Raw genomic sequence first — 25,925 nt, 5'->3', positions numbered from 1 at the left:
AAAAAGCGGCGCCAGGCTGTAAAGCCCGGCGCCGCTTTGTCAACATCTGCACGAGTCAGCTGGCCTGGATGGGGGCCGTCACGTACTTGAACAGGAAATCCGTCACCTCTTCCCGGCTCGGACGCTGCGGCTGATTGATCATCTGCATCATCACATAGCCAAAACCGGTCAGGGAGCGGGCCAGATCCTGCGCCGACAGCACGCTCTGGATCTCGCCGTTGTCGATGGCCCGTTGCAGGTGGGGGGCAATGCGCTCCAGCGCCTTGTCCAGCAGCCGGGTGTAGCGAGGCCACACTTCTTCCCGCACCGAGGAGCTCCACTCCAGCCAGATGCTGGCGTGATCGGGCTTGTCATAGGCGGCGTCAACGAACAGCTTCACGTGGCGGTGAATGCTCTCCCTGGCGGAGCCCTGACCGTTGTAGGCCTGTTCGAGGATCTGCTGTACGAAGGCTTCGATTTCTGTCAGCACTTCGTCGACCAGATCTTCACGAGTATTGAAATAGTTAAAAACGGTCGCAACCGAGACCTTTGCCTGTTCGGCTATTTCGGCATGCCCGGCACGGCCGATGCCGCGACGGGAAAATACCTCGACGGCACACTCCATCAATTGATCACGGCGAGCCTCCGGCGAAAGCCGGGTTCGACGTCTTATTTCTGCGCGTGGTTCCATAGTTTTTTCATCTAATAGTTATTGATTATGGTGTTTATAGTATTGTCACCGATAATGCCCGAAGGCTTGCTAACTCTATCAATTAAAATAAGCCGATAAAAGCATCACGTATGCCTGACGCCCACTGGTTGGAGTGGTAGAATCCTCGGTTTTGACGTTAATGAACGGCCAATAACCCTTTGGTCATTATTGGAGTATGTGATGAAACACATTGTCGAGGTGATGATCCCCGAGGCCGAGGTTGCAGCCCGGATCGCCACGCTGGGTGAAGAGATTACCGCCCGTTACCAGGGCTCCGAGGAAGTGGTCATGATCGGCCTGTTGCGCGGCTCCTGCGTCTTCCTGGCGGATCTCTGCCGTCAGTGCCAGTTGCCCATCACCCTGGACTTTATGACTGCCTCCAGCTATGGCTCCGGCATGCACAGCACCCGTGACGTGCGCATCCTCAAGGATCTGGATGACGACATCAAAGGCAAGGACGTGGTGATCGTGGAGGACATCATCGACACCGGTTACACCCTCAACAAGGTGCGCGAGATCCTCTCCCTGCGCGAGCCGAAATCCCTGGCCATCTGCACCTTGCTGGACAAACCGTCCCGCCGCGAGGTTCAGGTGCCGGTGGACTGGCTTGGCTTCTCCATCCCGGACGAGTTCGTGGTGGGCTGTGGCATTGACTACGCCCAGAAGTACCGTAACCTGCCTTTCATTGGCAAGGTGGTACCGCAAGAGTAAGCCGGGTCCGAAGTAGCAAGGCAGGCTGGCCGGCCCGCCATCGACTGTCTTCAGGCGGCGTCACAGCCGCCTTTTCTGTCTCGAGATGGGCTCATCCATCACAGGGGTTGCAATGAACGCATTGGAAATCAGCGGTCTGAAGAAGACCTATCAGGGGGGCGTCGAAGCCCTCAAGGGCATCGATCTCACCGTCAAACAGGGGGATTTCTTCGCCCTGCTCGGTCCCAACGGGGCGGGCAAATCCACCACCATCGGCGTGATCAGCTCACTGGTCAACAAGAGTGCCGGCAAGGTGAAGGTATTCGGTCATGACATCGATACCGATCTGGAGCTGGCCAAGTCCCAGCTCGGTCTGGTGCCCCAGGAGTTCAACTTCAGCCAGTTCGAGAAGGTGAGCCAGATAGTGACTCACCAGGCCGGTTTCTATGGAGTGCCGCGGGCCGAGGCCAAGGTGCGCGCCGAGAAGTACCTGCGCCAGCTCGATCTGTGGGACAAGCGCGACATGGCGGCTCGCACTCTCTCCGGTGGCATGAAGCGCCGATTGATGATCGCCCGCGCCCTGATGCATGAGCCCAAGCTGCTGATCCTGGATGAGCCGACCGCCGGGGTGGACATCGAGATCCGCCGTTCCATGTGGAGTTTCCTCAAGGATCTCAACGAGCAGGGGGTGACCATCATCCTGACCACCCACTACTTGGAAGAGGCCGAGATGCTGTGCCGCAACATCGGCATCATCGACAAGGGCCGTCTCATCGAGAACACCAGCATGAAGAGCTTGCTCGGCAAGCTGGGTCGCGAGACCTTCCTGCTGGATCTGGTGCCGGGCTCCACCGTGCCGGCCCTGCCCGAGTTCAACGGCCGGATGCAGGATGAGAACACCCTGGAAGTGGAGCTGGAGAAGAGCCAGTCCCTCAACAGCCTGTTCGAGCAGCTCTCCGCCCAGGGGGTGAAGGTGCTCAGCATGCGCAACAAGGCGAACCGGCTGGAAGAGCTGTTCGTCAATCTGGTAGAGGAGGGTCGCAAAGCATGAACCCCATGACCTATTACATCGCCTTCAAGAGCATTCTGGCCAAGGAAGTGAGCCGCTTCACCCGGATCTGGATCCAGACCCTGGTGCCGCCCGCCATCACCATGAGCCTCTACTTCGTCATCTTCGGCAACCTCATCGGCTCGCGCATCGGTGACATGGGTGGCTTCAGCTACATGGAGTTCATCGTGCCCGGCCTCATCATGATGTCGGTCATCACCAACTCCTACTCCAACGTCGCCTCCTCCTTCTACAGCGCCAAGTTCCAGCGCAACGTGGAGGAGCTGCTGGTGGCGCCGGTGCCCAACTACATCATCATCGCGGGGTATGTGGGCGGTGGCGTGGCGCGCGGCCTCTGTGTCGGCCTCATCGTCACCCTGGTGTCGCTGTTCTTCGTGCCGCTGCAGATCCATCACCTGTTCAGCGTCTGCATGACCGTGCTGCTCACCTCCATCCTCTTCTCCCTGGGGGGGCTCATCAACGCGGTGTTCGCGAAGTCGTTCGATGACATCAGCATCATCCCGACCTTCATCCTGACTCCCCTGACCTATCTGGGGGGCGTCTTCTACTCCATCACCCTGCTGCCGCCGTTCTGGCAGGGGGTATCCCAGGTGAACCCCATCATCTACATGGTGAACGCGTTCCGCTACGGCTTCCTCGGGATCTCCGACGTGCCCCTCGGCACTGCCTATCTCATCATCATCGGCTTCATCCTGGTACTCTACGGGATGGCCTGGTGGCTCATCTCCCGCGGCACCGGTCTGCGCCACTGAGGCGCACACCCGCCAGCAAAAAGGCGCCCTCGGGCGCCTTTTTATTTGCACGTTTCGGCCTCAGAGGGCCGGGGCATCGTAGTCCGCCGGCTCGTCGCTGTAGACGCAGACGTTCCACTTGGCCGCGAGGCCATCATCCGCGAGGCAGTAGCGCTCGAAGAAGGCCTTGATACCGGCGCGCTGGCAGTGGGCCTCGAAGCTCGCCATGTCGCGCCAGATCTCGTTGAAGACGATGGGGAAGCTCTCCCCCTCGGCAAAGGGGCTCTGGATATGGCGGGTGACGATGTACTGCAGGCAGCCATCTTCACGCAGGGTGTCGGGTTCGAGCCCTTGCAGGACGCGGAACAGGGCCTGCTCCTGGCCCGGCTTGGGCTGGAACTGGGCGATGCAGTAAACCTTCTTGGACATCGTGGTCTCCTTGCCGTGTCTCAACCCCGCAGGGCGACGACCCGGTTGTCGATGAGGCGGGCCTTGCCCAGATAGGCGGCCATCAGGATCACCAGGCGCTGGCTCTCGGCGCTGGCGGATTCCAGGGTGTCGGCATCGACGATGTCGATGGCATCCGTCCTGAATCCCGCGTTGTCGAGGCGTTGGCTGGCCTGGGCAACCAGGGAGGGGAGGTGACTGTTCCCCGCTTCAATCTGCTCGGCAATCCAGTTCATGGTGCGCGCGAGCTCGGGGGCGATGGCCCGTTCGGCAGCGGTCAGATAGCCGTTGCGCGAAGAGAGGGCCAGCCCGTCTTCGGCCCGCACGGTCGGTACGCCCACGATCTCGATGGGCATGGCCATGTCGGCCACCATCTTGCGAATGAGCGCGAGCTGCTGGTAATCCTTCTCGCCAAAGCAGGCCACGTTCGGCTGTACCAGATTGAACAGCTTGGTGACGACTGTGCTGACCCCGCGAAAATGCCCCGGACGCAGCGCCCCTTCCAGCAGGCTGGAGATGCCGGGCACCTCGACGAAGGTCTGGCTGGCGAGCCCCTGGGGATACATGATCTCCGGCGTCGGGGTGAAGACCAGGTCCACACCGGCGGCCTCCAGGGCGGCGCAATCCTGCTCCAGGGTGCGGGGGTAGTTGGCGAGATCCTCGGCCTTGTCGAACTGCAAGGGGTTCACAAAGATGCTGACCACCACCTTGTCGCCATGGCGGCGGGCCTCCTCGACCAGGGTGAGATGACCCTGATGCAGATTGCCCATGGTGGGCACGAATGCGATGGCGCGGCCTTCGCGATGCCATTGACCGATCTGCTCGCGCAGCGCGGTGGAATTGTTCACAACCAACATCGTCAGTTCACCTTCAGATGAATCAATAAAAGAGGGGGTCGTCAGGGGAGAGGGCGAGACGGGGGCACAGGCCCCCGCGCTCATGACGACAGAAAGTCAGTTGAAGCAGTGCTCGGGGCCGGGGAAGGTCCCCTCGCTCACCTGCTGCACATAGAGACGAATGGCGGCACGCATGTCACCGGTCTCGGCCAGGAAGTTCTTGGTGAACTTGGGCACATAACCGGAGGTGATGCCGAAGGCATCGTGCATCACCAGGATCTGGCCGTCGGTGGCAGGGCCGGCACCGATGCCGATCACCGGAATGCGCAGCGCCTTGGTGATGCGCTCTGCCAGAGAGACGGGCACGCACTCGAGCACCAGCAACTGGATGCCGGCCGCTTGCAGTTCCAGCGCCTGGCGGTAGATCTCCTGGGCGTGGAACTCGTCGCGCCCCTGCACCTTGAAGCCACCAAACACGTGGACGGATTGCGGGGTCAGGCCGAGATGGCCGCACACCGGCACCCCGTTACGGGTCAGGTGGCGGATGGAGTCACACAGCCAGTCCCCCCCTTCCATCTTCACCATGCGGGCACCGGCCGCCATCAGGCGCGCCGCGTTCTGGTAGGTCTGCTCCGGGGTGGCATAGCTCATGAACGGCATGTCGGTCACCACCAGGGCATTGGTGGTGCCGCGCACCACGCAGCGGGTGTGATAGACCATCTCGTCCATGCTGACCGCCAGGGTGTCGTCTCCGCCCTGCAATACCATGCCGAGGGAGTCGCCGATGAGCAGCACCTGGGCGCCCTCGTCGTCGAACAGCTTGGCGAAGGTCGCGTCATAGGCGGTGATGGCGGTGATTTTCTGTCCGTCCTGCTTCATCTTCTGCAGGTGGGTAATGGTGATCTTGCTCATTACGTTGTTCCTACTCTTCTCTACTCGCCTGCTGCACCGGCCAGGATCACGAGTCCATTGCGCGGGCAGCGGGCAACCAGTTCGGTGAGCGGGGTGCCGCAGGGCAGCACCAGGGAAGGGGCTATCTCGGCAAGGGGCAGCAGGACGAACTCCCGCTCCTTCATGCCATAGTGAGGCACCGTCAGGCGCTCATGCCGGATGACCTCGTCGCCGTACAGCAGCAGATCGAGATCCAGGGTCCGGGGGCCCCAGCGCTCATCCTTGCGCACTCGCCCCTGTGCCTGCTCGATGCGCTGCAGCTCGTCCAGCAGCGCCAGAGGGCTGAGGCGGGTGGCAAGGCGCGCCACGGCATTGACGTAGTCCGGCTGATCCGCAGGGCCCATGGGGCGGCTGCCGTAAAGGCGGGAGGTCTGCCGCAGCTCGGACTCGGGCAGGGTTGCCAGCGCGGCGATGGCGCGACGAGCCTGGCCGAGGGGGTCGGCCAGGTTGGAGCCGATGGCGACGAAGACCTCGATCATCGGCGGATCCTTACTCTGCAGACTTCGGCTTGCGGCGACGGGGGCGACGGCGGTTGCGGCCATTGCCGCTGCGCTTCTCGCCATCACCGCTGCGGGAGTCGGCGCGCTCGCCGCTCGCCGGGCGGCGGGTCGCCTCCCGTTGCAGTTGCGGGCGCACATCCGGGTTGGAGGCCACATAGCGCTCCCACCAGCTCGACAGCTCGCCGAGGCCGCGCTCGACCCGGTTGCGCAGCAACAGGAAGTCGAAGGCCGCACGGAATTTCGGGTGCTCCATGGCGCGCTCGGGGTGCTTGCCCTGGCGGCGGGTCAGGCGCTGTTGCAGGGCCCAGATGTCGCGCACGTCCGTGGTGAAGCGGCGTGGCACGGCGATGATCCGCACCTGGTTGTCCAGCACCTCGTTGATGGCCAGCATGAAGGCATCGTACCAGGGCAGGCCGCTCTCGTTTTCCAGCACGCGGCCGCGGGCCTCGACGGCACCCCACAGCAGGGTGGCGTAGAGGAAGGCGGGAGTGACGCGCTTCTCTTCACGGACCCGGGTATCGGTGTCCATCAGCGCCTGCTCGATGAACTGCTCGTAGGGCGAGTTGCCGTGGGGCGTGAACAGGGCGGCTACCTGGGGGAACAGCGGCTGGAACAGCCCGTATTCCCGCAGCAACTTGTAGGTGGCCAGACCGTCCCCCGCCAGGAATAGCTTGAGGGTCTCCTCGAACAGGCGAGCGGCCGGGATGTCCTGCAGCAGCGGGGCCAGCTCCCGGATGGGGGCGGCGGTACGCGGGCTGATGGTCATGTCGAGCTTGGCGGCGAAGCGCACGGCGCGCAGCATCCGCACCGGATCTTCCCGGTAACGGGTCTCGGGGTCACCGATGAGATCCAGCCTGCGCGCGGCCAGATCTTCCAGCCCACCCTCGAAATCGTGCAGGGTGAAATCCTTGGCGCTGTAGTAGAGGGCGTTGACGGTAAAGTCGCGACGCTCGGCATCCTCTTCGATGGTGCCGTAGACGTTGTCCCGCAGCAGCATGCCTTCATCGGACTGGGCCGACACATGCTTGCTGGTATTGACCTGATGGTGGTGACCCCGGAAGGTGGCCACTTCGATCACGTCACGACCAAAGACGATGTGGGCCAGGCGGAAACGGCGGCCGATGAGGCGGCAGTTGCTGAACAGCGCCTTGATCTGCTCCGGCGTCGCGTCGGTGGCGATGTCGAAATCCTTGGGGGTCTTCCCGAGCAGCAGGTCACGGACGCCGCCGCCGACCAGGTAGGCCTCATAGCCCCCCTTGTTCAGGCGATAGAGCACCTTGAGGGCATTCTCGCTGATCTCTTTGCGCGAAATCGGGTGCTGGTCACGGCTCAAGGTACGGCGCTGTCCGGCGACACGGGCCGGAATGGGGGACTCCACCGACTGCTCGCCGTCTTCCTTGCCGAGCACTTTGCGGCAAAAGTTTGCGATCTGGGAAAAAATGGTACACCTCGTTATGACTTTAAATTGACGGGAGGCCAAAAAAATAGCGGCCTATCATAGCTCAGCCCCAACCAAATGAGAAACGGTGTGGCCTGCTTCCCCTTGATTGGTCCTTTTGGGGCAAGAAATGCAGCCGGGGCTAGCTTTGCCCTTGCGGGATCTTCTGCTGGCGGGGCACCCGGGCCAGCTGCCAGTGGGCGATGCCCCAGCCGATGATCTCGTCGATACGGCTCGCCATCAGCTCGGGCGGCGGGCACTGACCGAGAAAGTGCAGCGCCTGCCACAGGGCCGGTCGTACCTCGTCCTGCGACAGCGCCGGCGCATGGTTCTGCTTGGAGAGCTTGTTGCCATCCGCTTGCACCGCCAGCGGCAGGTGCACCCAATCGGGGACGGCAGCCCCCAGAGTCTGGTAGAGGGCAATCTGGCGCACCGTGGGTTCCAGCAGATCGGCGCCGCGGACGATCTCGGTGATGCCGCTGTCCATGTCATCCACCACCACCGCCAGGTTGTAGGCGTAGAGCCCGTCCCGGCGGCGCACGATGAAGTCCTCCTTCGCCAGCGCTGCGGGGACGGAGATCTCTCCCTGAAGCGCATCCTCGAACCGATAGACCGGGTGGTGCTGGCGCAAACGGGCGGCACACCCCCCGGCGGTCAGCCCCAGGGCGCGGCAATGACCGTTGTAGAATCCCCCTGCGGCCATGATTTCGCGCCGGGTACAGCGGCACCAGTAGAGATCCCCGGCCCGATAGAGCTGATCGATGATCTCGTCATAGCGGCCATGGCGCGCGCTCTGGAACATCACCTCCCCATCCCAGCCAAGACCGTGTGCCTCCAGGGTGGTGAGGATAAGGTCAGCGGCTCCCGGCATCTCCCGCGGGGGGTCGATGTCTTCGATGCGCACCAGCCAGCGGCCCTGCTGCGCCCTGGCCTGCAAGAAGCTGCCAAGGGCGGCGACCAGGGATCCGAAGTGGAGCGGACCGGACGGGGAGGGGGCGAAGCGGCCCACATAGGGGCGTCGGGAGGGGGGGGATGTCATGACCATGGCAATTCGGGTAGGCGATGCATTGAGGCTGCATTCTGGGACGGCCCGACCAAAAGCTCAATAAAAAAGGGAGCCTGGGCTCCCTTTTCGTTTCTGTGGATGGGCGGCATCAGCCAGCCATCTGTTTTTCCTTGATCTCGGCCAGCGTCTTGCAGTCCACGCAGAGGTCTGCGGTCGGACGGGCTTCCAGACGGCGGATGCCGATCTCGATGCCGCAATGCTCGCAGTAACCGAAGTCATCTTCTTCGAGCAGCAGCAAGGTTTTCTCGATCTTCTTGATCAGCTTGCGTTCACGGTCGCGGGTGCGCAGTTCGAGAGCAAACTCTTCTTCTTGCGCGGCGCGATCCACGGGATCCGGGAAGTTGGCAGCCTCATCCTTCATGTGGTCGACGGTGCGGTCAACTTCCTGCATCAGTTGGTTGCGCCAGGCTCCCAGGATCTTGCGAAAATGTACCTTCTGTTGGTCATTCATGTACTCCTCACCGGCTTTCATCTGGTAAGGCTCTACACCCGCAATGGCCAGGGGGCCCAGAGATTTCCTGTTTTCGCCTGTTGGCATGCCCTGTCTCCTAATTCAGCACGCTACCCGTGCCATCCATAAATTGAGGGCGACATCTATAGCAGAAGGGTCAACGGGAGGCAAACAAGCCTTATCAATAATGTTACCCACTTCTGCATTTATTCTCTGCCCTCGGGTAGCATATGGTCAGATTCAAATGGGATAAAATCCTGAGCCACCATGCCCTGCACCCCAACATGGGGGCGATAGCATAAAATTTCAACCCCTGCCGCCATCGCCTGTTCAACAAGCTGACTATAGTGCGGATCGATATGGGCTGCAGGGCGCATTCTCGCGATGCCGGAGTGCAATACCATGAACAGCAGCACGGCCCGGTGCCCTGCCGCCTTCATGGCCATCAATTCACGCAAGTGCTTGGCGCCGCGGGTGGTGACCGCATCGGGGAAGTAGCCCATGCCGGGTTGCTCCCGCTCGTCGAGCAGGGTGACGGATTTCACCTCGATGTAACAATCCGGCCTGTGGTCATCTTCCAGCAGCAGGTCGATGCGGCTGTTCTCTTCCCCGTATTTCACTTCGGTGCGCAGCCTGGCATAGCCTGCCAGGGGGGCGAGGGCGCCCTGTTCGATGAGCTCCCGGGCGATCTGGTTGGCACGGGCCGTGTTGACGCAGATGAAGTGACCCGCCGGGCTCTCGGCGATTTCCCAACTGTTTGGCAGCTTGCGCTTGGGGTTGTCGGATGTGGAGTACCAGACCCGGGTGCCCGGCAGGGCGCAGCCGGTCATGGCACCTGTATTGGCGCAGTGGATGGTGATCACCTCGCCGTTGTTGAGCGCGACATCCGTCAGGAAGCGCTTGTAGCGGGAGATCAGCTGCCCGGACTGCAGGGGGGGATCGAAGATCATGGGGTGAGCTCCTCGCGGTGCGGTTCTTTGACGCGGGCCCGCAGGGGCCAGCAGGCGAGCGGTTCGTAGTGGACACCGTCCGGCGTGCTGACGGATTGATAGAGGCAGAAGCGATCGGCCCTGAGCAGAAAATCCGGCGCAGGCAGCTCGCCGGGGGCCTCGCCCGCCTTGCGCGACAGGGTGACGTGGGGGCGATAGCCCTGCTCGCCGTTGCCCAGCCCGAGTTTTTCACCGTGGCGGCGCAGTGCCCTCGCGAGCACGGTCAGCTCGTTCGGCCACTCACCGGGCCCCACCCAGGCGGCTTTGGCGCGCTGAAACCAGCCGGTCTGATCCAGATGGACGCTGAAAGGGGGGCAGTGCTGTCGCTCGGCGGCCGCGATAAGACGAGCCTGGGTCGTTTCGTCGGCCTCCCCGAGAAAGGCCAGGGTCAGGTGCAGGTTGCTCTCGGGCACCGGCTGGCCGGGCCAGGGGCGCTGGTCTCGCCAGGTCGCAAGCTCGGGGGCAAGCTCTGGCAGGGGCAGGGCAAAGAAGAGTTTGGGCATGCGGCGTGTTGGTCCTCGTGATGGGCATCGGATAAGGGCCATTCTATGGCAGCCGCTCCCGGGATGTCTTGCCGTGTTGCACCTGACGCTTCCTGCCCCTGCCCGGCAGGGGCGCTTACGGTGGCCGGGAGGCTGTGGCAGAATGGACCCCTTTTCAGAAGTGTCACAGAAGGTGCCCATCGCTTTGTCTTCCCTCCCCATCGTCCCGGTGTTGCCCGAACTCTTTGCAGCCCTCGACAACCATACCAGCGTGATCCTGCAGGCACCCCCCGGCGCGGGCAAATCGACCCTGCTGCCCCTGGAGCTGGTGCGCCAGCACCGGCTGCCCGGGCGCATCATCATGCTGGAGCCCAGGCGCCTCGCGGCGCGCAACATCGCGAGCTTCCTCGCGCGTCAGCTGGGGGAGAAGGTGGGCGAGCGCATCGGCTTGCGAGTGCGCGGGGAGAGCCGCACCAGCAGCCAGACCCGGCTCGAGATCGTGACCGAGGGGGTGCTGACCCGGATGCTGCAGCAGGATCCTGAGCTCAGCGGCGTGTCGCTCGTCATCTTTGACGAGTTCCACGAGCGCAGCCTGCACGCCGATACCGCGCTGGCCTTCGCCATCGAAAGCCAGCAGGGGTTGCGCGATGATCTCAAGCTCTTGGTGATGTCCGCCACCCTGGATGGTATGGCCCTGGAGCGCCTGCTGCCAGGCGCCCCCGTGGTGCGCTCCGAGGGGCGCGTCTTTCCCATCGAGTACCACTATCGCCCCGCCAATCGCCAGCAGTGGCTGGAGCCCCAGGTCGGCGCCGTGGTGCTGGAGGCGCTCGCCAGTCAGGCTGGCAGTGCCCTGGTGTTCCTGCCGGGACAGGGGGAGATAGAGCGGCTGGCACAGTGGCTGGAAGGGCGGTTGCCAGGGGATGTGACCCTGGCTCCCCTCTATGGCCGTCTTGACCTCGCGGCCCAGCAGGCGGCCATCGAGCCTGCGCCTGCGGGTCGTCGCAAGCTGGTGCTCACCACCAACGTGGCGGAGACCTCCCTCACCATCGAGGGGATCTCCGTGGTCATCGACAGCGGATTGGAGCGGCGCGCCACCTTCGATATCAAGAGCGGCGTCACCCGGCTGGAGACCCGGCCCATCGCCAAAGCCTCCGCCACCCAGCGGGCGGGGCGGGCAGGGCGGCTTGGCCCCGGCGTCTGCTACCGGCTCTGGAGCTGCGAGGTGCAGGAGCGCCTCGCCGAGCAGAGTCCCCCCGACATCCTGACGCAAGAGCTCACCGGCCTGCTGATGGACGCCGCCCAGTGGGGGGCCCGGGTGGAGGCGCTGCCCCTGCTGGACATGCCGCCCTCTGCCGCCGTGGCCAGCGCCCGGCGGTTGCTGGTGGCCCTGGGCGCCATGGCCCCGGAAGGTGAGCAACAACTTACCCCGGCAGGCCGTGCCATGGCGGCCTTCGGCACCCATCCCCGCCTCGCCCGCATGTTGCTGCGGGCCCGGGAGCTGGAATCCGAGGGTCTGACAGGGATTGTCGCCGATGCGGCTTTCCTGGTGGCGCTGCTGGAAGAAGATCTGCGAGGATCGGAGCGCCTGTCCGTGCTGTTCCACCGCCGTCAGGGCGCCCTGCGCCAGGGGGCGGTCCGCTGGTTCGAGCGGCTCGGCGTGCGGGCAAGCAGCCCGCAGGGTCAATGGCTGGGGTTGCTGTGCGCCCTCGCCTGGCCCGATCGCATCGGCAAGCTGCGCAGTGGCAGCCGTTATCAGCTCAGTGGCGGGGTGAGCTGCGATCTGGTAGAAGGGCATCCCTGCCAGGGGCAGGGGGCCATCGTGGCCGTCGAAATGGGTCAGAACGAGCGCGGCAGCCGCATCTTCATCGCCGAGCCGGTGGCGCTGGATGAGTTGGTGCGCCAGCTGCCCGAGCTGGTCGGCGAGCGCCAGTGGTTCGACTGGGACGATCGGGAGGAACGGGTGCGTGCGGAGCGCCAGCAGGTGCTCGGCGAGCTGGTGCTCGGCCAGCGGCCGCTGACGGATCTCTCCGATGAACAGAAGGGGCGCTGCCTGCTGCAAGGCATTCGGCGCAAGGGGCTGCACGTGCTGCCCTGGGACGAGAGCAGCGAGGGGCTGCTGGCCCGCTTGCGCTGCGCCCGCGACTGGCTGCCCGACGAAGCCTGGCCCGCCATGGATGAGGAGAGCCTGCTGGCCGACCTCGAGCAGTGGCTGCTGCCGGCGGTGAGCGGCATGACCCGGCTGGAGCAGTTGAAGCGGCTCGACATGAGCGACATCCTGCGCCAGTCTCTGCCCTGGCCCCTGCCAAGGCGGCTGGACGAGGCGCTGCCGAGCCACTTCACCGCACCGACCGGCAGCCGGGTGCGGATCCGCTACCAGCCGGGTCAGGCGCCAGCGATCCCGGTGCGCATCCAGGAGATGTTCGGGCTGGGCGCCACCCCATGCGTGGCCGATGGCCGGGTGCCCCTGGTGGTGGAGCTGCTCTCCCCGGCCCAGCGCCCCTTGCAGATCACCGCGGATCTCGCCGCCTTCTGGGCGGGATCCTATGAGCAGGTGAAAAAAGAGATGAAGGGGCGCTACCCCCGTCACTACTGGCCGGACAACCCGCTGGAGGCGATGCCGACCCGGGTGACCAAGAAGAAGATGGGATTGCAGGAGTAGCCGACGGGGCAGTGATCGGTCGGCACGATCAGAACAAGATGGCGGTGGCACAGTCCCCCTCCACAACAGGCATCGCAGGCCGCTCGCATCAGCGGGATGGCGAGGAGAACGACAAGAGGATTTATGGCAACCCAACGACGCAAGCGCACGCCCAAGAAGGCGGCGCCCAAACGCACCATCTGGCGCACCCTGTTCTGGCTGGGCTTCAAGCTCTCTCTGGTGGTGGCGGCCTTCATGGTGGTGTTTGGCATCTATCTCGACACCAAGGTGCGCGAGCGCTTCGACGGCGAGAAGTGGCAGTTGCCGGTGATGGTCTACAGCCGCCCGCTGGAGCTCTATCCCAGCCAGCGGCTCTCCCAGACCCAGATGCTGCGCGAGCTCAACATGCTGAGCTACAAGCAGGTGCGTCAACCTCATACCCCGGGTGAGTACGCGGTGAACGGCAATCGCATCGAGCTGGTGCGCCGGCCGTTCGAGTTCCACGACGGTGCCGACGGCGCCCGTGGCCTGCGCCTCACCTTCAACGGGGCGCGCCTCGAGGGGATCCAGTCCCTGGAGAACCAGCGCCAGCTCGGCTATGCCCAGATGGACCCGGTGCTGCTCGATCGCCTCAACACCGAGGATCGGGAAGACCGCCTGCTGGTGCGCCTTTCCGAGGTGCCGGACAGCCTGCTGGTGACGCTGCTCACCACGGAAGACAGGGACTTCTACCAGCACGGCGGCGTTTCGCCGGTGGCCATCATGCGCGCCATGGCAGCCAACCTGCTGGCGGGGCGCACCGTGCAGGGGGGCAGTACGCTCACCCAGCAGCTCGCCAAGAACTTCTTCCTGACCCGTGAGCGCAGCCTGTGGCGCAAACTGCAGGAAGCCTACATGGCGGTGCTCATCGACTACCGCTACAGCAAGGACGAGATCCTGGAGGCCTACCTCAACGAGGTCTATCTGGGGCAGAACTTCTCCCAGGGGGTCTACGGCTTCGGGCTCGCCTCCTACTTCTACTTCGGTATTCCGGTCAACGAGCTGGACATCGATCAGGTGGCCCTGCTGGTGGGCATGGTGAAGGGCCCCTCCTATTACGATCCCTGGCGCTTCCCCGACCGGGCCAAGGCGCGCCGGGATCTGGTGCTGAAACTGCTGGCGGATCACGGCAGCCTGACCCAGGCCGAGTATGACCTGGCCAGCAAGCAGCCCCTTGGCATCATCGCCCGCGGCCAGATGAGCTATGGCCGTACCCCGGCCTTCATGGGGCTGCTCAAGCGGGAGATCCAGAACCGCTTCGGCCCGGATCTGCTCAAGCAGTCCGGCCTCAAGATCTTCACCAGTCTGGATCCCATCGCCCAGCACGCCGCCGAGCAGGCGGTGGAGTCGGGTCTGGCCACCATCGAGAAGCAGCGTGGCAAGAAGAAGCTGGAGGCGGCCATGGTGGTCTCCGACTGGCACAAGGGCGAGGTGGTCGCCATGGTGGGGGGACGGGATCCCCGCTACGCCGGCTTCAACCGGGCGCTGGATGCCCGCCGTCAGATTGGCTCCCTGGTCAAACCGGCGGTCTACCTGACCGGCCTCTCCAACGGCCTGACCCTGGGCACGCCGCTTAAAGATCAGCCGATCCGGATTCGCGGCCAGGATGGCCAGATCTGGACGCCGCAGAATTACGACCGCAAGTTCCGCCAGAGCGTGCCCCTGATGGAGGCGCTCGCCAGCTCCCTCAACGTGCCGACCGTCAACCTCGGGATGCAGATAGGCCTGGACAAGGTGGTGGATACCCTGCACAAGCTGGGGGTGCAGCAGGAGATCCAGCCCTATCCGTCCCTGGTGCTGGGGGCGGTGGCGCTCTCGCCCATGGAGGTGAACCAGATGTACCTGCCCATTGCCAACCAGGGGTTGACCCAGCCCCTGTCGGCCATCCGGGCCGTGGTGAATGGCGAGGGGCGCCAGCTCTACCAGCATGACGAAGCGGCCAAGCGAGTGACGGATCCCCAGGCAAGCTGGCTGACCCTGTTCGCCATGACCAAGACGGTGAGCCAGGGGACGGCCCGGGCGCTCGGTGCCAAGTTCCCCGGGGCCACCATGGCCGCTAAGACCGGTACCACCAACGAGCTGCGTGACTCCTGGTTTGCCGGGATGGACAACAACGAGCTGGTGAGCGTCTGGGTCGGCCGTGACGACAACACCCCGGCCGGGTTGACCGGTGCCAGTGGCGCCCTGCAGCTGTTCAGCGGCTACATGAGCCAGCGAGGGGTCAACAGCCTGGGGCTGAAGATGCCCGAAGGGGTGAGCTGGGCCAACTTCTCCCGCTCGAGCGGTGCCCGGGTGGCCAGCGATTGTCCCGGCAGTCTCCAGGTGCCGGCCAAGCTGGCCGGTCTGGCCGAGCCCATGAGCTGTGCCAGCCCGGTCTCGGACCCGGCGAATGCCCTGGACAACTGGTTCAACGGTTTCTTCAACTGACGAAGACGGGCAGCGCAGGCTGCCCGTTTTGCAAGGATTGCCATGACCCATCCTCTGTTTGAGGCCATCCATCACGTGGCCATCATCGCCAGCGACTATCCGCGCTCGCGCCACTTCTATCACCAGGTGCTGGGGTTGCCCATCATTGCCGAGACCCTGCGGGCCGAGCGTCAGTCGTGGAAGCTGGATCTGGCGCTGCCGGACGGCAGCCAGCTGGAGCTGTTCAGCTTCCCGGCGCCGCCGCCGCGCCCCTCCCGGCCGGAGGCGTGCGGGTTGCGCCACCTGGCGTTTCGGGTGGCGGATCTCGACCGGGTCATCGCCCACCTGGAGCTGCACGGGGTGGAAGTGGAGCCGGTGCGGGTGGACGAGCTGACCGGCAAGCGCTTTACCTTCTTCGCCGACCCCGACGGCCTGCCGCTGGAGCTGTACGAGGCAGCGCGTTAGGCTGCCTGTTGCAATCTGGGTGATCGGTTTGACCATGAAAAGGCCGCCCTGGGAACAGAGCGGCTTTTTTCATGGGGTTGGAGAGGGGATCATGCTGTGGTCAGCAGGGCGACCGCCACCGCCATCACCATCATGCCGAGCCAGCCGACGGGTCTGAGGCGCTCGCCGAACAGCAGCAGGCCCCCGAGGGCGGTGCCCAGGATGCCGATGGCGCCCCAGGTGGCATAGGCCACGGCCAGATCGATCTTGCCGGTACTGACCGCCTCGCTGAGCAGCGTGAAGGCACAGAGCACCAGCAGAATGCCGAGGACGCCCCACCCCTTGTCGCGAAAACCGATGGAGCGGTTGATCGCCATGTTGGCGCCGATATCCAGCAGGGCGGCGCCCAGTACGATGATCAACGGGTGCATGGGGCTTCCCTCCTCTGGCGGGTGGGGGCTGGTACATCATGGGTCTCGCCCAGGGTCACCATGACAATCCCCACTATGGCCAGCGCCAGTCCGATCCACTCCTGGATGCTCAGCTCGTAGCCGAGGAACAGGACGGAGACGGCGGTGATGAGGGCGATCCCCAGCCCTTCCCACAGCGCAAACGCGATACCAATGGAGATTGTCCTGGCGGCCTTGGCGAGCAGCAGGTAGGAGAGGGTGATGAGGAGCCACATCGGCAGATAGTGGATCCAGCCGCTCTCGCTCTTTGGGATCAGGGCCATGGAGGAGGTGCCGGCGACCTCGGTCAGGATGGCCCCCGTCAGGAAGAGGCGGGCCAAAAGCAGGGGACGGGATGACATGCAGTTTCCTTCTGTTGCTGCGACGAAGAGAGGATAACGGCACCCGAAACGGGCAAGGTTATCGCTGAGCGTCGAGAAAGCTGTCGCTGCTTGTTTGCCTTGGGGGCGGACCAGGGGATAAGGTGGTGATGGAATAATCTGCCGCCAGTTTGAAGTCATGAAGCTAAATCAGATACAACTCTTTGTAGAAACAGCAGACAGTGGTTCGATAGCCAATGCCGCCAGACGACTTGGCAAGAGTCGCAGCGCCGTGAGCTCGGCGATTGCAACCCTGGAAGTGGGGCTTGGCGTCGAACTTTTCGAACGAGGGGCGAATCAGAGCCGGCTGACCGAAATCGGCGAGCAAGTGCTGGACGACTGTCGGCGGCTGCTGCAGGCCGCCAACAGCCTGAAGCTCAAGTGCGAGCACCATGCCTTCGGTGCCGAGGTGGCGCTGCGGGTAGCCCGGGACGACGCCATTCCCGAGGTGGTATGGCGCGAGATGCTGGGGGCGTTGCGTCGCCAGTTTCCGGGCACCAGCATCTCCCTGGTGCTGGCCTCACCGCCGGAGCTGCCGGCCTTGGTGGAAGAGGGGTTCGTGGATGCCGCCTTCGGCCTCATCACCGAGGAACAGGAGCGCAGCGGTCTTTGCATCGACGTGCTCAACCCGATCCGCACCCTGATGGTGGTCGCGCCAAGCCACCCGCTGGCTGGGCTGAAGCGGGTGTTGCAGCAGGATCTGACCGATCACACTCAGGTCACTCTCTCCTATGTGGACGCGTTTTCGGTCAAGAGCCTGCTGCCCATCGGGGGGCAGCATATCGGGTTGTCGAGTTTCGAACTGATGCGGGATGCGGTGCTGGATGGTCTGGGCTGGGCGGTGCTGCCTTCACCCCTTATCCAGAGCCAGCTGCGCCAGGGGGAGCTGCTGACCCTGAAGCACAAGTTCAGCCTGCAGTGGCGCGATTACGGAGTCTATCTGTCGGAGAACGCCCATCACGGCAAGGTGCTGGCCTGGCTGAAGAAGGCCATAGAAGCCTATCTCGAACCCTTCGAGTAGCCGCCAACCGGGGCGGGCCCCCCGGTTGGCAGTGAGAGGGGATCAGCGCAGGCCGTGACGGGGGACGCGCTGGCGGGAGCGAAATGGCAGCAGCAGGAGGCCGAGCAGCAGATCCCCCGCCAGGGAGGCCAGCAGACCCGCCGCCACGCCGCAGAAAATGGCGGCCTGTTTGAGGGGGACCACATAGCCGTAGTTGTGCAGGGTATCCTGCCAGAGGGCGGGATCGGCGCGCAGCAACAGGTGGGAGAGCTGCTGGTACCAGGGACTCTCCCGCACGGCGATCTCCCCCTGAAGGTGCTGCTGCTGGTTCACCAGTTGCTGGAGGCTGGTGGCATCCTGGGTGAAGACGGGATCCTGGCTGGCATCGTAATGGGCGACCAGCGCCTGCAGATCGCCATTGAAGTGCTGGTCCGCCGTGCGCTGGAAGGGGGCCAGCGCCAGACCTGCCTGCTGCAGCCGGGCATCCAGCCGCTGGAAGTAGAGATCGACCAGCCCGGGGATCTGTACACCTGCCAGCAAACCGAGGGCAAACAACATCATGCGAAGGTAGCTGCGCATCATCATCATCCTGAACGAAGGGAGCGCCCATACTAGCCGCAACCGGTGGGAGAGCCAAGGAGGGGGCGCGCTTGCCCACCCGGTCGGCGGCGCCAAAAGAAGAGCCGATGGAATACCTTTGTTACACGAATTCTTACACTTTTGTGATGCAAGTCATCTTGCGGCTGGCCTAGAATGAGCGTTTTTCGAAGGACACGTCGGCATGAGCAAGTTCATTCCTTTCTATCTGGCCGGGGGCCTCATCGCCTTCAGTTGGGGCGCCCTGCCTGAGCACGGCCCCTGGGATGGGTGGGATCTCGCCCTCTTCCAGCTGGTCAATGGCTGGATTGGCCACTCCCCCCGTTGGGCCGATCTGGTGGCCATCACCAACAACCGCCTGTTCGATCTGGCCGCGCTGGCCTGCATGGGCGGGATCCTTGCCGGTTGCTTCTTCCGTGCCGACGGGCAGGAGCGCCGTCGTCTGGTGGCCATGGGGGTCGTGATGCTGCTGGGGGCTCTGGTGATCAATCAGCTCGGGCATCTGTTGCCGGTCAGCCGTCCCAGCCCCACCTTGATGGTGGACGGGGCTCTGCGCCTGACCGAGATCAGTGCGATTCCCACCAAGGACTCCGCCGGTGACAGCTTCCCCGGTGATCACGCCCTCTTCCTGATGATCTTCGCCGGTTTTGCCCTGCGCTATCTGCCGCGCTGGGCCGGGGTAGTTGCGGTGGTGATGGTGCCCCTGTTTTCGGCGCCCCGCATCCTGGCTGGTGCGCACTGGATGACGGACGTCTATGTGGGCGCTCTTTGCCTCTCCCTGATCTGCCTGCCGCTGCTGTTGCTCACTCCCGTGTCGGATCGCCTGATCGACCGCCTGGCTCCCCGGCTGCCACGCTGGATTGCCTGACGGAGAATGAAAAAAGAAGGCGGGTCACCCCGCCTTCTTTCGTTTACGCCTCACCGGTGCTGTGGTCGTCGCGAAATGACCAGGACTACGCCCGATGAGCCCGGGCTGTCGCCCTCCCAACCAGTATGGATAGCCCCATTCGGGTTCTGCCAGCCAAAATAGTCGGGGCCAAACGTTTGCACCCGTCGTCTCATGATCCTGGCCAGGATTTTTTCCCTCCGCTGCCTTAGAATCGCCGCCCGTTGTTGGAGGTCTCCCCATGCTTGTCACTTTTCTGCGTCTCTTGTTTATCGGTTGTGCCCTGGTCTTTCTCTTTATGCTGGTCCGTGCCTGGTGGCACAAACGGCGTCATGGCCAGCTCGAAGCCACCCCTTTCTGGCCGGTGGCGGCCATCGGTTTTGTGGCCAATTTTCTCGATACCCTGGGGGTGGGGAGCTTTGCGGTGAAGACCGCCTGCTACAAGCAGTTCAGGCTGATCGATGATCGGGTGCTGCCCGGTACCCTCAACGGCCAGTGCGTGCTGCCGACCGTGACCCAGGCTCTCATCTTCATCGGCGTGGTCAACGTGGATCCCATGACCCTCATCAGCATGATGGCGGCGGCAGCAGCCGGTGCGGCCTGGGGCGCCCGTTACGTGGCTTCCTTTGATCGCCAGACCATCCGGCTGGTGATGGCGGTCTCCCTGCTGGTGGTCGCCGGTCTCATCTTTGCCGGTCTGCTTGGGCTCTTCCCCCTCGGTGGCGAGGCCATGGGGCTGAGCGGTTACAAGCTGGGGATCGCCCTTGCCGGCAACTTCCTGTTCGGAGCCCTGATGAACGTCGGTATCGGCCTGTTCGCCCCCTGCATGACCCTGGTCTATCTGCTCGGCATGAACCCGCTGGTGACCTTCCCCATCATGATGGGATCCACCGCCGTGCTCAGCGTCTTCTCGGCGGGGACCTTCATTCGCATGGGGGCTTTCGATGCGCGGGCCGTGCTGGCGGTGGCCATCTTCGGCCCCATCGGCGTGGTGCTGGCGGCCATGCTGGTCAAATCCATGGAGATGGAGATGCTCAAATGGCTGGTGGCCTTCATCGTCATCTATACCTCCTGGACCATGTACGCCTCCTGGCGGGCGGCTCGTCGCCCCACCGCGCAGCTGGCTGCGGATATCGCTGGTTAGCCTGCACCAGTGCGGCTTCCGCCCTGGCACCGAGAAACACATAGAGCCCCAGCGCCAGCAGCAACCCCACGGCGCAGCCCATCACCCCCACCGCAGGCCAGAGCAGTTCGCTCTGGCCGAGGGATCCCTTGAACAGCAGCAGCAACCCCTCGATGGAGACCGCGATCAGGATGGCGGCGATAAAGCGGGTAATGGTGCGCCGGATGGCGCTGTGGCGGAAGATGTCCTTATGCAGCAGCACCTCCTCTTCGAGGATGGTCTTGCCGAGATCGAACACCGCCAGCGCGAGCGTGAGGAAGATGATGGCGCTGAAGGCCCCCAGCCGGTTCTGCTGGGTGCCGCACAGGAGCAGATAGAGCTGTTCCAGCCCGTGCCAGATGAGGGTGCCGACGATGAGAAACAGGGCCAGACTCAGGACGACGTAGACGGCCCTGAACCAGGGAATGGCGCGCCGCCGCTCCCTGTCCCCCATCAGCCAGGCGATCAGCTGGTGCAGGTTGATCTCCAGCTCCCGGCCATGGCCCTGCACCAGCAGGCGCAGCTGCCCCTGGGCCGCCGGAACGGGCGCCAGTATGGCAGGCCTGATCTGGGGGGCCAGGCTCTTCACCTCCTCGACGAAGGCATAGGTCTTGAGAGACGCCTCGGGGAGGGTGAGCAGCCCCAGCAGCAGGGGGGCCAGCTCGGTTTCGTACTCCTGATAGCGCCGCAGCACATCGATGGGGCTCATCTCTGCCATATACACCTCGGTCCAATGGGCTCCTGAAGCAGGGGCCTGCAAATTGTGGGCCCGATTTATGACAGCCCGTGTACGGCGCGGCGCACCAGCAGGTGGCAAGGTTCCGGTGAGGGACTTAAGGATGCACCACTATGGTGCCTTGTCGGGACGAGCAAACAAAAAAGGGCCCCATCGGGGCCCTCTGCACATCTTGCTGCTTGTCAGCCAGCCAGCTTGGCGAAGCTGCGCTCGGCGGCCGCCAGGGTGTGTTCAATCTCCTTGTCGCCGTGCGCCAGCGACAGGAAGCCCGCCTCGTAGGCGCTCGGTGCCAGATAGACACCCTCTTCCAGCATCAGGTGATAGAAGCGCTTGAAGCGTTCCATGTCGCAGCGAGTCACCTGCTCGTAGCGGGTGATCTCGGTCTCGTCGGTGAAGAAGAAGCCGAACATGCCGCCCACGTAGTTGATGGCGAGCGGGATGCCGTGCCTGGCGGCGGCGGCTTTGAGCCCCTCGGCGACACGGGCGGTCTTGGCGCTCAGCTGCTCATAGAGGCCCGGCTCCAGCAGCAGGTCCAGCATGGTGAGGCCGGCGGCCATGGCCACCGGGTTGCCGGAGAGGGTACCAGCCTGATAGACGGGGCCGGTCGGGGCGATGTGTTGCATCACCTTCTTCTTGCCGCCGAAGGCGCCCACCGGCATGCCGGCACCGATGATCTTGCCGAGGGTGGTGAGATCCGGGTCGATGTTGTAATGGCCCTGGGCACCACGCAGGGAGACGCGAAAACCCGTCATCACCTCATCCAGGATCAGCAGGGCGCCGAACTCGTCACAAATGGCGCGCAGCCCTTCCAGGAAGCCGGGCACCGGCGGGATGCAGTTCATGTTGCCAGCGACCGGCTCGACGATGATACAGGCGATCTCGCTGCCGTACTGGGTGAAGGCTTCGCGCACCGAGTCCAGATCGTTAAAGACACAGGTGAGCGTGTGTTTGGCGAAATCGGCCGGTACGCCCGGGCTGTTGGGCTGACCCAGGGTGAGGGCACCGGAGCCGGCCTTGACCAGCAGGGAGTCGGCATGGCCGTGGTAGCAGCCTTCAAACTTGACGATCTTGTCGCGACCGGTGTAGCCGCGGGCCAGCCGGATGGCGCTCATGGTCGCCTCGGTGCCGGAGTTGACCATCCGCACCTGCTCCATGGAGGGGACGATCTGGCGCACCTTCTCGGCCATCAGCACTTCGATCTCGGTCGGGGCACCGTAGCTAAGCCCTTTTTCCACCGCCTTGATGACCGCGGCCTTGATGGCCGGGTGGTTGTGACCGAGCAGCATGGGGCCCCAGGAACCGATGTAATCCACATAGGCCTGGCCGTCCACGTCATAGAGGTAGGCGCCATCGGCGTGATCGATGAAGCGGGGTGTGCCGCCGACCCCGTTGAAGGCGCGGACCGGTGAGTTGACGCCACCGGGAATGGTCTGGCGGGCCTGTTCAAACAGCTGATCTGATTTTGACATGGATCATCCTTAATGGGATTTTGGTCGTTACCCGGGCGCAGGCTGCCGATTGCGGCTCGGCAGGGGATGGCGGGAGGAGTATGCTTTGCGCTCTCGCCCCGGACTCTCGCCCGTGATACATGAAACGGGCCGACTATAGCAGAAAGGCCCAGAGCTGGGCAGCCGAGGCCGAGGTGTGTCTGGTCCTCGTTAGATGAGCGTGATTATCCATGGAGCAACAAGCCATTCCTTCCGCCGACGCGGCCTCGCTGCGTCGTCCTCCAGTCTTGCAGCGCCTGATACGGCGGGACAAGATGCCGCTGCTGGTGCTCCTGCTGGCGGCCCTGGTCGGCCTGCTGGCAGGCCTGGTGTGCGGATTGTTCGAGTCTTGCGTTCACTGGCTGGCCCAGCAGCGTGTCGACTTGCTGGCCGATCGCCCCTGGTGGCAGCTCGGTCTGCTCGGCTTTGGTTTCAGCGCCCTGCTGGGGTTGGTCGGCTATTTCCTCACTCATGCCTTTGCCCCCGAGGCGGGGGGATCCGGTATCCCGGAAATTGAAGGGGCCATGGACGACCTGCGCCCGGTACGCTGGTGGCGGGTGTTGCCGGTGAAGTTTTTTGGCGGGGTCTGTACCCTGAGTTCCGGCATGGTGCTGGGGCGGGAGGGGCCCTCGGTGCAGATAGGGGGCAACCTCGGCAAGATGGTGGCGGATATCTTCCGGTTGCCCAAGGAGCATGGCCACGCCCTGCTGGCTGCCGGTGCGGCGGGTGGTCTCGCTGCGGCCTTCAATGCCCCGCTGGCAGGGATACTGTTTGTCATGGAAGAGATGCGACCGCAATTTCGCTACTCCTTCCTCGCCATCAAGGCGGTCGGGATTTCGGCCGTCATGGCGACCCTGATGCTGCAGAACATGAAAGGGCAATCCCCCGTCATCATGCTGCCTCACTACGACGCTCCGGCCTTGAAGGCGCTCTGGCTGTTTCTCTTCATGGGGGGCTGCTTTGGTGTGCTGGGGTTCGTCTTCAACAAGCTGGTGCTCGCCTGTCAGGATGGTTACCTGGCATTGCATCAGAACAAGCGCCACCGCTTCGTCATCATCGGCATGGGGGTGGCTGGAACCTTTGGCATGCTGTCGCTGTTCGCCCCTTCGGTCACTGGAGGGGGAATCGAGCTCATCCCGCATCTGACGGGGGGAGACTATGCGATGGCGACGCTCTTCATCATCTTCTCGGTGCGACTGGTGGGTACCCTCATCTGCTTTTGCTCGGGGGCCCCTGGTGGTGTCTTTGCGCCGACCCTGGCGCTGGGCACCCTGTTCGGGGTGATCTTTGGTCACCTGTTCCACTCTGCATTTCCCGATCTCGGCATCGAACCGGGCGCCTTTGCCATCGCCGGCATGGGGGCGCTCTTCGCCGCCACCGTGCGTGCCCCCATTACCGGCATCGTGCTGGTGACCGAGATGACCGACAACTATCAGCTGATCCTGCCCATGATGATCACCACCATAGGGGCAACCCTGGTGGCGCAATGGTTGGGGGGGCGCCCTATCTATTCCCAGATCCTGGAGCGAACTTTACGGCTTGCTGCGCGTCAAAACCGGGGTGAAAGCAGCATCGCGACCGGTTAACTCTTTGTTTATCCGTATCAATCCGGCATGGTCGCGTATAGTGAAAAGAAACCGGCCGTGTTGATGTCGGCATATAGAAGAGGCCTTATGTCCCAAATCGTGAAGTTATTGGTGGTGCTGGCCGTGGGGGCATGTATCGGTTATGTCGTCGGGAACAGACAGGAGCTGGCTCAGAGCAGCCTGATGACGGTGCAGCAAGAGACGTTGGAGCGTCAGAGCAAGGCCATTGCACAACTGAAGACGGATCTCGGCGTCAGGGAGACCCTGCTGGCGACCCAGAAGGCCGCCTTCGAGCAACTTCAGCAGACGCTCAAGGATCAGGAAGCCCAGGTACAGGAGCAGAAACGTCAGCTCGCCTTCTTCGAGCGCATCATGCGTCCCACCGGCGAACAGGTGGGGGTATCCATCGACAATCTGACATTGCAGGAGACGAGTGTGCCGGGTCGCTACCACTATCGTCTGGCGCTCACACAACCCGCCAAGAAGCGGGAGCTGTTTCGGGGGCAGGTGCAGATCCGGCTCGAAGGCAGTCTGGCTGACAAGCCCAGGATCCTCAGTGGCCGGGACCTTGGCATGAAGGTGGGGGAGGGACGCTACGCGTTGCGATATTTCCAGCTCTTGGAGGGCAATTGGCAGCTTCCCTCAGGCTTCATCCCGGACAGGGTGAGAATCCTCATCCCGAAGGAGGGTCGGCAACCGGCCCAGGAACTGGTGGCCGAGTGGAACGAGGTGCTCAAGCCTCTGATCGCTCAACCAGTCCCCTTGCCGGCAGCGCAGTAAGAGAGTGGTGAATACTTGAACTAAATGGTCGGGTATTGGATAATTTCGCGGTTTCCATGTTTGTGGATGTAACGGTTGTGAGGTCAGCAATGAGTGCAGTAGCAGAAGCCCCCTTGCCCATCCAGATGACGGATGCGGCAGCCAACAAGGTAAAGACCTTGATCACCGAAGAAGAGAATCCCGAACTCAAGTTGCGGGTCTACATCACTGGGGGGGGCTGCTCCGGTTTCCAGTACGGTTTCACGTTTGACGAGAAAATCAATGATGGCGATACCGTGGTCGAGAAGAGCGGCGTCACCATGGTGATCGATCCCATGAGCCTGCAATACCTGGTCGGCGGCAGCGTGGATTACACCGAAGGCCTGGAAGGTTCCCGTTTCACCGTGACCAACCCCAACGCCACGACGACCTGCGGTTGCGGTTCCAGTTTCTCCATCTGATCTACAAGCAGCGTGATGTGAAGGGCCCCGAGGGGCCCTTTTCATTTTTGTGTGCCTGGCGTGGCTGGCATGTAGATCTTGATGTGGCGAAAACGGGTACCGATTGGTAGCGATAGAGAAGGTGTGCAGGCTCATTTAGATGAATCGTTGATGGTTTTTTAGTCTGGTTGGTTGTTGATTAAACACCTGGACGTCTTTTTCAAATAAACACGTAGTTTTCGCTTGTCAGCGAGAATCATATCCCTATAATGCGCCTCCATCAGCACGGCGCAGTGCGTGTCTGGTCCACCTTGCAAAGCAAGCTGGTGAGGGTTATAGTTTCAGACCCTGCTCTTTAACAATTTGAATCAAGCAATCTGTGTGGGCACTCACAGCATCGAGCATCAAAAACAATTTTTGATATCAATGTCTGATGAAGTGACCAAAGCAACGAAAGTTGCAGCAGTTAATTCAGCAATTCATTGAGCCGCCTTAACAGGCAACCAAACTTAAATTGAAGAGTTTGATCATGGCTCAGATTGAACGCTGGCGGCAGGCCTAACACATGCAAGTCG

At 63.2% G+C, this 25,925-nt stretch carries 27 protein-coding genes and 1 rRNA gene; 13 read left to right on the top strand and 15 right to left on the bottom strand.

From position 1 onward, the window contains the following. Positions 1-55: 55 nt before the first annotated feature. A complete protein-coding gene (locus OKB81_RS07255; protein WP_029314803.1) occupies positions 56-670 on the bottom strand; it encodes a TetR/AcrR family transcriptional regulator in 615 nt (204 codons plus the stop codon). A 201-nt stretch (positions 671-871) separates the two neighbouring features. Here OKB81_RS07255 and hpt point away from each other — a divergent pair, with 201 nt between their 5' ends. From hpt to OKB81_RS07240, 3 genes are all read left to right on the top strand, one after another. Beyond that, positions 872-1,402: a hypoxanthine phosphoribosyltransferase gene (gene hpt / locus OKB81_RS07250; protein ID WP_010675579.1), complete on the top strand. Its 531-nt coding sequence runs from the start codon at positions 872-874 to the stop codon at positions 1,400-1,402. 112 nt (positions 1,403-1,514) lie between these two features. Further along, positions 1,515-2,432 (top strand): ABC transporter ATP-binding protein, encoded by a 918-nt coding sequence (locus OKB81_RS07245; protein WP_039040845.1) that lies wholly within the window; start codon positions 1,515-1,517, stop codon positions 2,430-2,432. Then, a complete protein-coding gene (locus tag OKB81_RS07240) occupies positions 2,429-3,202 on the top strand; it encodes an ABC transporter permease (RefSeq protein WP_160837795.1) in 774 nt (257 codons plus the stop codon). Before OKB81_RS07245 ends, OKB81_RS07240 begins: the two co-directional genes overlap by 4 nt. A gap of 60 nt (positions 3,203-3,262) precedes the next feature. On the opposite strand, the gene OKB81_RS07235 is transcribed toward OKB81_RS07240, so the two are convergent. The 9 genes from OKB81_RS07235 to thpR all read right to left on the bottom strand — a co-directional run bounded on the left by OKB81_RS07235 (position 3,263) and on the right by thpR (position 10,362). Then, the gene (locus OKB81_RS07235; protein ID WP_010675576.1) at positions 3,263-3,610 is read right to left on the bottom strand and encodes a putative quinol monooxygenase; all 348 of its coding nucleotides are present in this window, start codon (positions 3,608-3,610) and stop codon (positions 3,263-3,265) included. 20 nt (positions 3,611-3,630) lie between these two features. Continuing rightward, positions 3,631-4,485, bottom strand: coding sequence for a pantoate--beta-alanine ligase (gene panC / locus OKB81_RS07230; protein ID WP_160837797.1), 855 nt, complete (start codon positions 4,483-4,485; stop codon positions 3,631-3,633). A gap of 96 nt (positions 4,486-4,581) precedes the next feature. Next, positions 4,582-5,376, bottom strand: coding sequence for a 3-methyl-2-oxobutanoate hydroxymethyltransferase (gene panB / locus OKB81_RS07225; RefSeq protein WP_042864977.1), 795 nt, complete (start codon positions 5,374-5,376; stop codon positions 4,582-4,584). Positions 5,377-5,396: 20 nt separating this feature from the next. After that, positions 5,397-5,894, bottom strand: a complete 498-nt coding sequence (gene folK, locus OKB81_RS07220) for a 2-amino-4-hydroxy-6-hydroxymethyldihydropteridine diphosphokinase (protein ID WP_160837799.1) — start codon at positions 5,892-5,894, stop codon at positions 5,397-5,399. Positions 5,895-5,904: 10 nt separating this feature from the next. Beyond that, positions 5,905-7,395 carry a polynucleotide adenylyltransferase PcnB gene (gene pcnB / locus OKB81_RS07215; RefSeq protein ID WP_160837801.1) on the bottom strand — a complete coding sequence of 497 codons (1,491 nt, stop codon included), beginning with the start codon at positions 7,393-7,395 and terminating at the stop codon, positions 5,905-5,907. Positions 7,396-7,495: 100 nt separating this feature from the next. After that, on the bottom strand, positions 7,496-8,398 hold the full coding sequence (gene gluQRS / locus OKB81_RS07210; RefSeq protein ID WP_160837803.1) for a tRNA glutamyl-Q(34) synthetase GluQRS: 903 nt from the start codon (positions 8,396-8,398) through the stop codon (positions 7,496-7,498). Positions 8,399-8,507: 109 nt separating this feature from the next. Further along, the gene (gene dksA, locus OKB81_RS07205) at positions 8,508-8,957 is read right to left on the bottom strand and encodes an RNA polymerase-binding protein DksA (protein ID WP_029314801.1); all 450 of its coding nucleotides are present in this window, start codon (positions 8,955-8,957) and stop codon (positions 8,508-8,510) included. Between the two features lie 119 nt (positions 8,958-9,076). Continuing rightward, positions 9,077-9,820, bottom strand: coding sequence for a DNA/RNA nuclease SfsA (sfsA, locus tag OKB81_RS07200; protein WP_042864979.1), 744 nt, complete (start codon positions 9,818-9,820; stop codon positions 9,077-9,079). Next, a complete protein-coding gene (gene thpR / locus OKB81_RS07195; protein ID WP_109422518.1) occupies positions 9,817-10,362 on the bottom strand; it encodes an RNA 2',3'-cyclic phosphodiesterase in 546 nt (181 codons plus the stop codon). Before thpR ends, sfsA begins: the two co-directional genes overlap by 4 nt. A 184-nt stretch (positions 10,363-10,546) precedes the next feature. Between thpR and hrpB the strand changes: the two genes are divergently transcribed. The 3 genes from hrpB (at position 10,547) to gloA2 (ending at position 15,889) form a co-directional block, all read left to right on the top strand. Next, on the top strand, positions 10,547-13,000 hold the full coding sequence (gene hrpB / locus OKB81_RS07190) for an ATP-dependent helicase HrpB (RefSeq protein WP_270662876.1): 2,454 nt from the start codon (positions 10,547-10,549) through the stop codon (positions 12,998-13,000). Positions 13,001-13,123: 123 nt separating this feature from the next. After that, positions 13,124-15,445 carry a penicillin-binding protein 1B gene (gene mrcB / locus OKB81_RS07185; RefSeq protein ID WP_160837805.1) on the top strand — a complete coding sequence of 774 codons (2,322 nt, stop codon included), beginning with the start codon at positions 13,124-13,126 and terminating at the stop codon, positions 15,443-15,445. Between the two features lie 42 nt (positions 15,446-15,487). Further along, on the top strand, positions 15,488-15,889 hold the full coding sequence (gene gloA2 / locus OKB81_RS07180) for an SMU1112c/YaeR family gloxylase I-like metalloprotein (RefSeq protein WP_042016298.1): 402 nt from the start codon (positions 15,488-15,490) through the stop codon (positions 15,887-15,889). A gap of 89 nt (positions 15,890-15,978) precedes the next feature. Here gloA2 and OKB81_RS07175 read toward each other — a convergent pair whose 3' ends face one another. Together OKB81_RS07175 and OKB81_RS07170 are read right to left on the bottom strand one after the other, a co-directional pair. Continuing rightward, entirely contained in the window at positions 15,979-16,299 is a 321-nt protein-coding gene (locus OKB81_RS07175; protein ID WP_042016297.1) for an SMR family transporter, read from the bottom strand. Then, positions 16,287-16,679 (bottom strand): DMT family transporter, encoded by a 393-nt coding sequence (locus OKB81_RS07170; protein ID WP_042016295.1) that lies wholly within the window; start codon positions 16,677-16,679, stop codon positions 16,287-16,289. The genes OKB81_RS07175 and OKB81_RS07170 overlap by 13 nt, the downstream gene beginning before the upstream one ends. 157 nt (positions 16,680-16,836) lie before the next feature. Between OKB81_RS07170 and OKB81_RS07165 the strand changes: the two genes are divergently transcribed. Beyond that, on the top strand, positions 16,837-17,718 hold the full coding sequence (locus tag OKB81_RS07165) for a LysR family transcriptional regulator (RefSeq protein ID WP_160837807.1): 882 nt from the start codon (positions 16,837-16,839) through the stop codon (positions 17,716-17,718). A 42-nt stretch (positions 17,719-17,760) separates the two neighbouring features. Here OKB81_RS07165 and OKB81_RS07160 read toward each other — a convergent pair whose 3' ends face one another. Further along, on the bottom strand, positions 17,761-18,276 hold the full coding sequence (locus tag OKB81_RS07160; protein WP_160837809.1) for a DUF2937 family protein: 516 nt from the start codon (positions 18,274-18,276) through the stop codon (positions 17,761-17,763). A 202-nt stretch (positions 18,277-18,478) separates the two neighbouring features. On the opposite strand from OKB81_RS07160, the gene OKB81_RS07155 reads away from it, so the two are divergent. Then, positions 18,479-19,162 (top strand): phosphatase PAP2 family protein, encoded by a 684-nt coding sequence (locus tag OKB81_RS07155; RefSeq protein WP_069784197.1) that lies wholly within the window; start codon positions 18,479-18,481, stop codon positions 19,160-19,162. Positions 19,163-19,421: 259 nt separating this feature from the next. Further along, positions 19,422-20,324 (top strand): sulfite exporter TauE/SafE family protein, encoded by a 903-nt coding sequence (locus tag OKB81_RS07150; protein ID WP_160837811.1) that lies wholly within the window; start codon positions 19,422-19,424, stop codon positions 20,322-20,324. Here the strand turns inward: OKB81_RS07150 and OKB81_RS07145 are convergent. Then, a complete protein-coding gene (locus tag OKB81_RS07145; RefSeq protein WP_160837814.1) occupies positions 20,239-21,060 on the bottom strand; it encodes a hypothetical protein in 822 nt (273 codons plus the stop codon). The genes OKB81_RS07150 and OKB81_RS07145 overlap by 86 nt on opposite strands. 200 nt (positions 21,061-21,260) lie before the next feature. Next, entirely contained in the window at positions 21,261-22,547 is a 1,287-nt protein-coding gene (hemL, locus tag OKB81_RS07140) for a glutamate-1-semialdehyde 2,1-aminomutase (RefSeq protein WP_039040861.1), read from the bottom strand. Between the two features lie 209 nt (positions 22,548-22,756). Between hemL and clcA the strand changes: the two genes are divergently transcribed. From clcA to OKB81_RS07120, 4 genes are all read left to right on the top strand, one after another. Continuing rightward, positions 22,757-24,151: a H(+)/Cl(-) exchange transporter ClcA gene (gene clcA / locus OKB81_RS07135; RefSeq protein WP_039040862.1), complete on the top strand. Its 1,395-nt coding sequence runs from the start codon at positions 22,757-22,759 to the stop codon at positions 24,149-24,151. An 87-nt stretch (positions 24,152-24,238) separates the two neighbouring features. Then, complete coding sequence (locus OKB81_RS07130) at positions 24,239-24,931, top strand: DUF6776 family protein (RefSeq protein ID WP_160837816.1); 693 nt, start codon at positions 24,239-24,241, stop codon at positions 24,929-24,931. Between the two features lie 89 nt (positions 24,932-25,020). Next, the gene (gene erpA / locus OKB81_RS07125) at positions 25,021-25,371 is read left to right on the top strand and encodes an iron-sulfur cluster insertion protein ErpA (protein WP_010675554.1); all 351 of its coding nucleotides are present in this window, start codon (positions 25,021-25,023) and stop codon (positions 25,369-25,371) included. Positions 25,372-25,861: 490 nt separating this feature from the next. Then, positions 25,862-25,925, top strand: a 16S ribosomal RNA gene (locus tag OKB81_RS07120); the annotation flags it as partial.

Source organism: Aeromonas sp. QDB56 (genome assembly GCF_027705505.1).
Lineage (GTDB): Bacteria > Pseudomonadota > Gammaproteobacteria > Enterobacterales > Aeromonadaceae > Aeromonas > Aeromonas caviae.
Note: the sequence above shows the minus strand (reverse complement) of the source record. Positions and strands in the feature narration are given on the sequence as shown.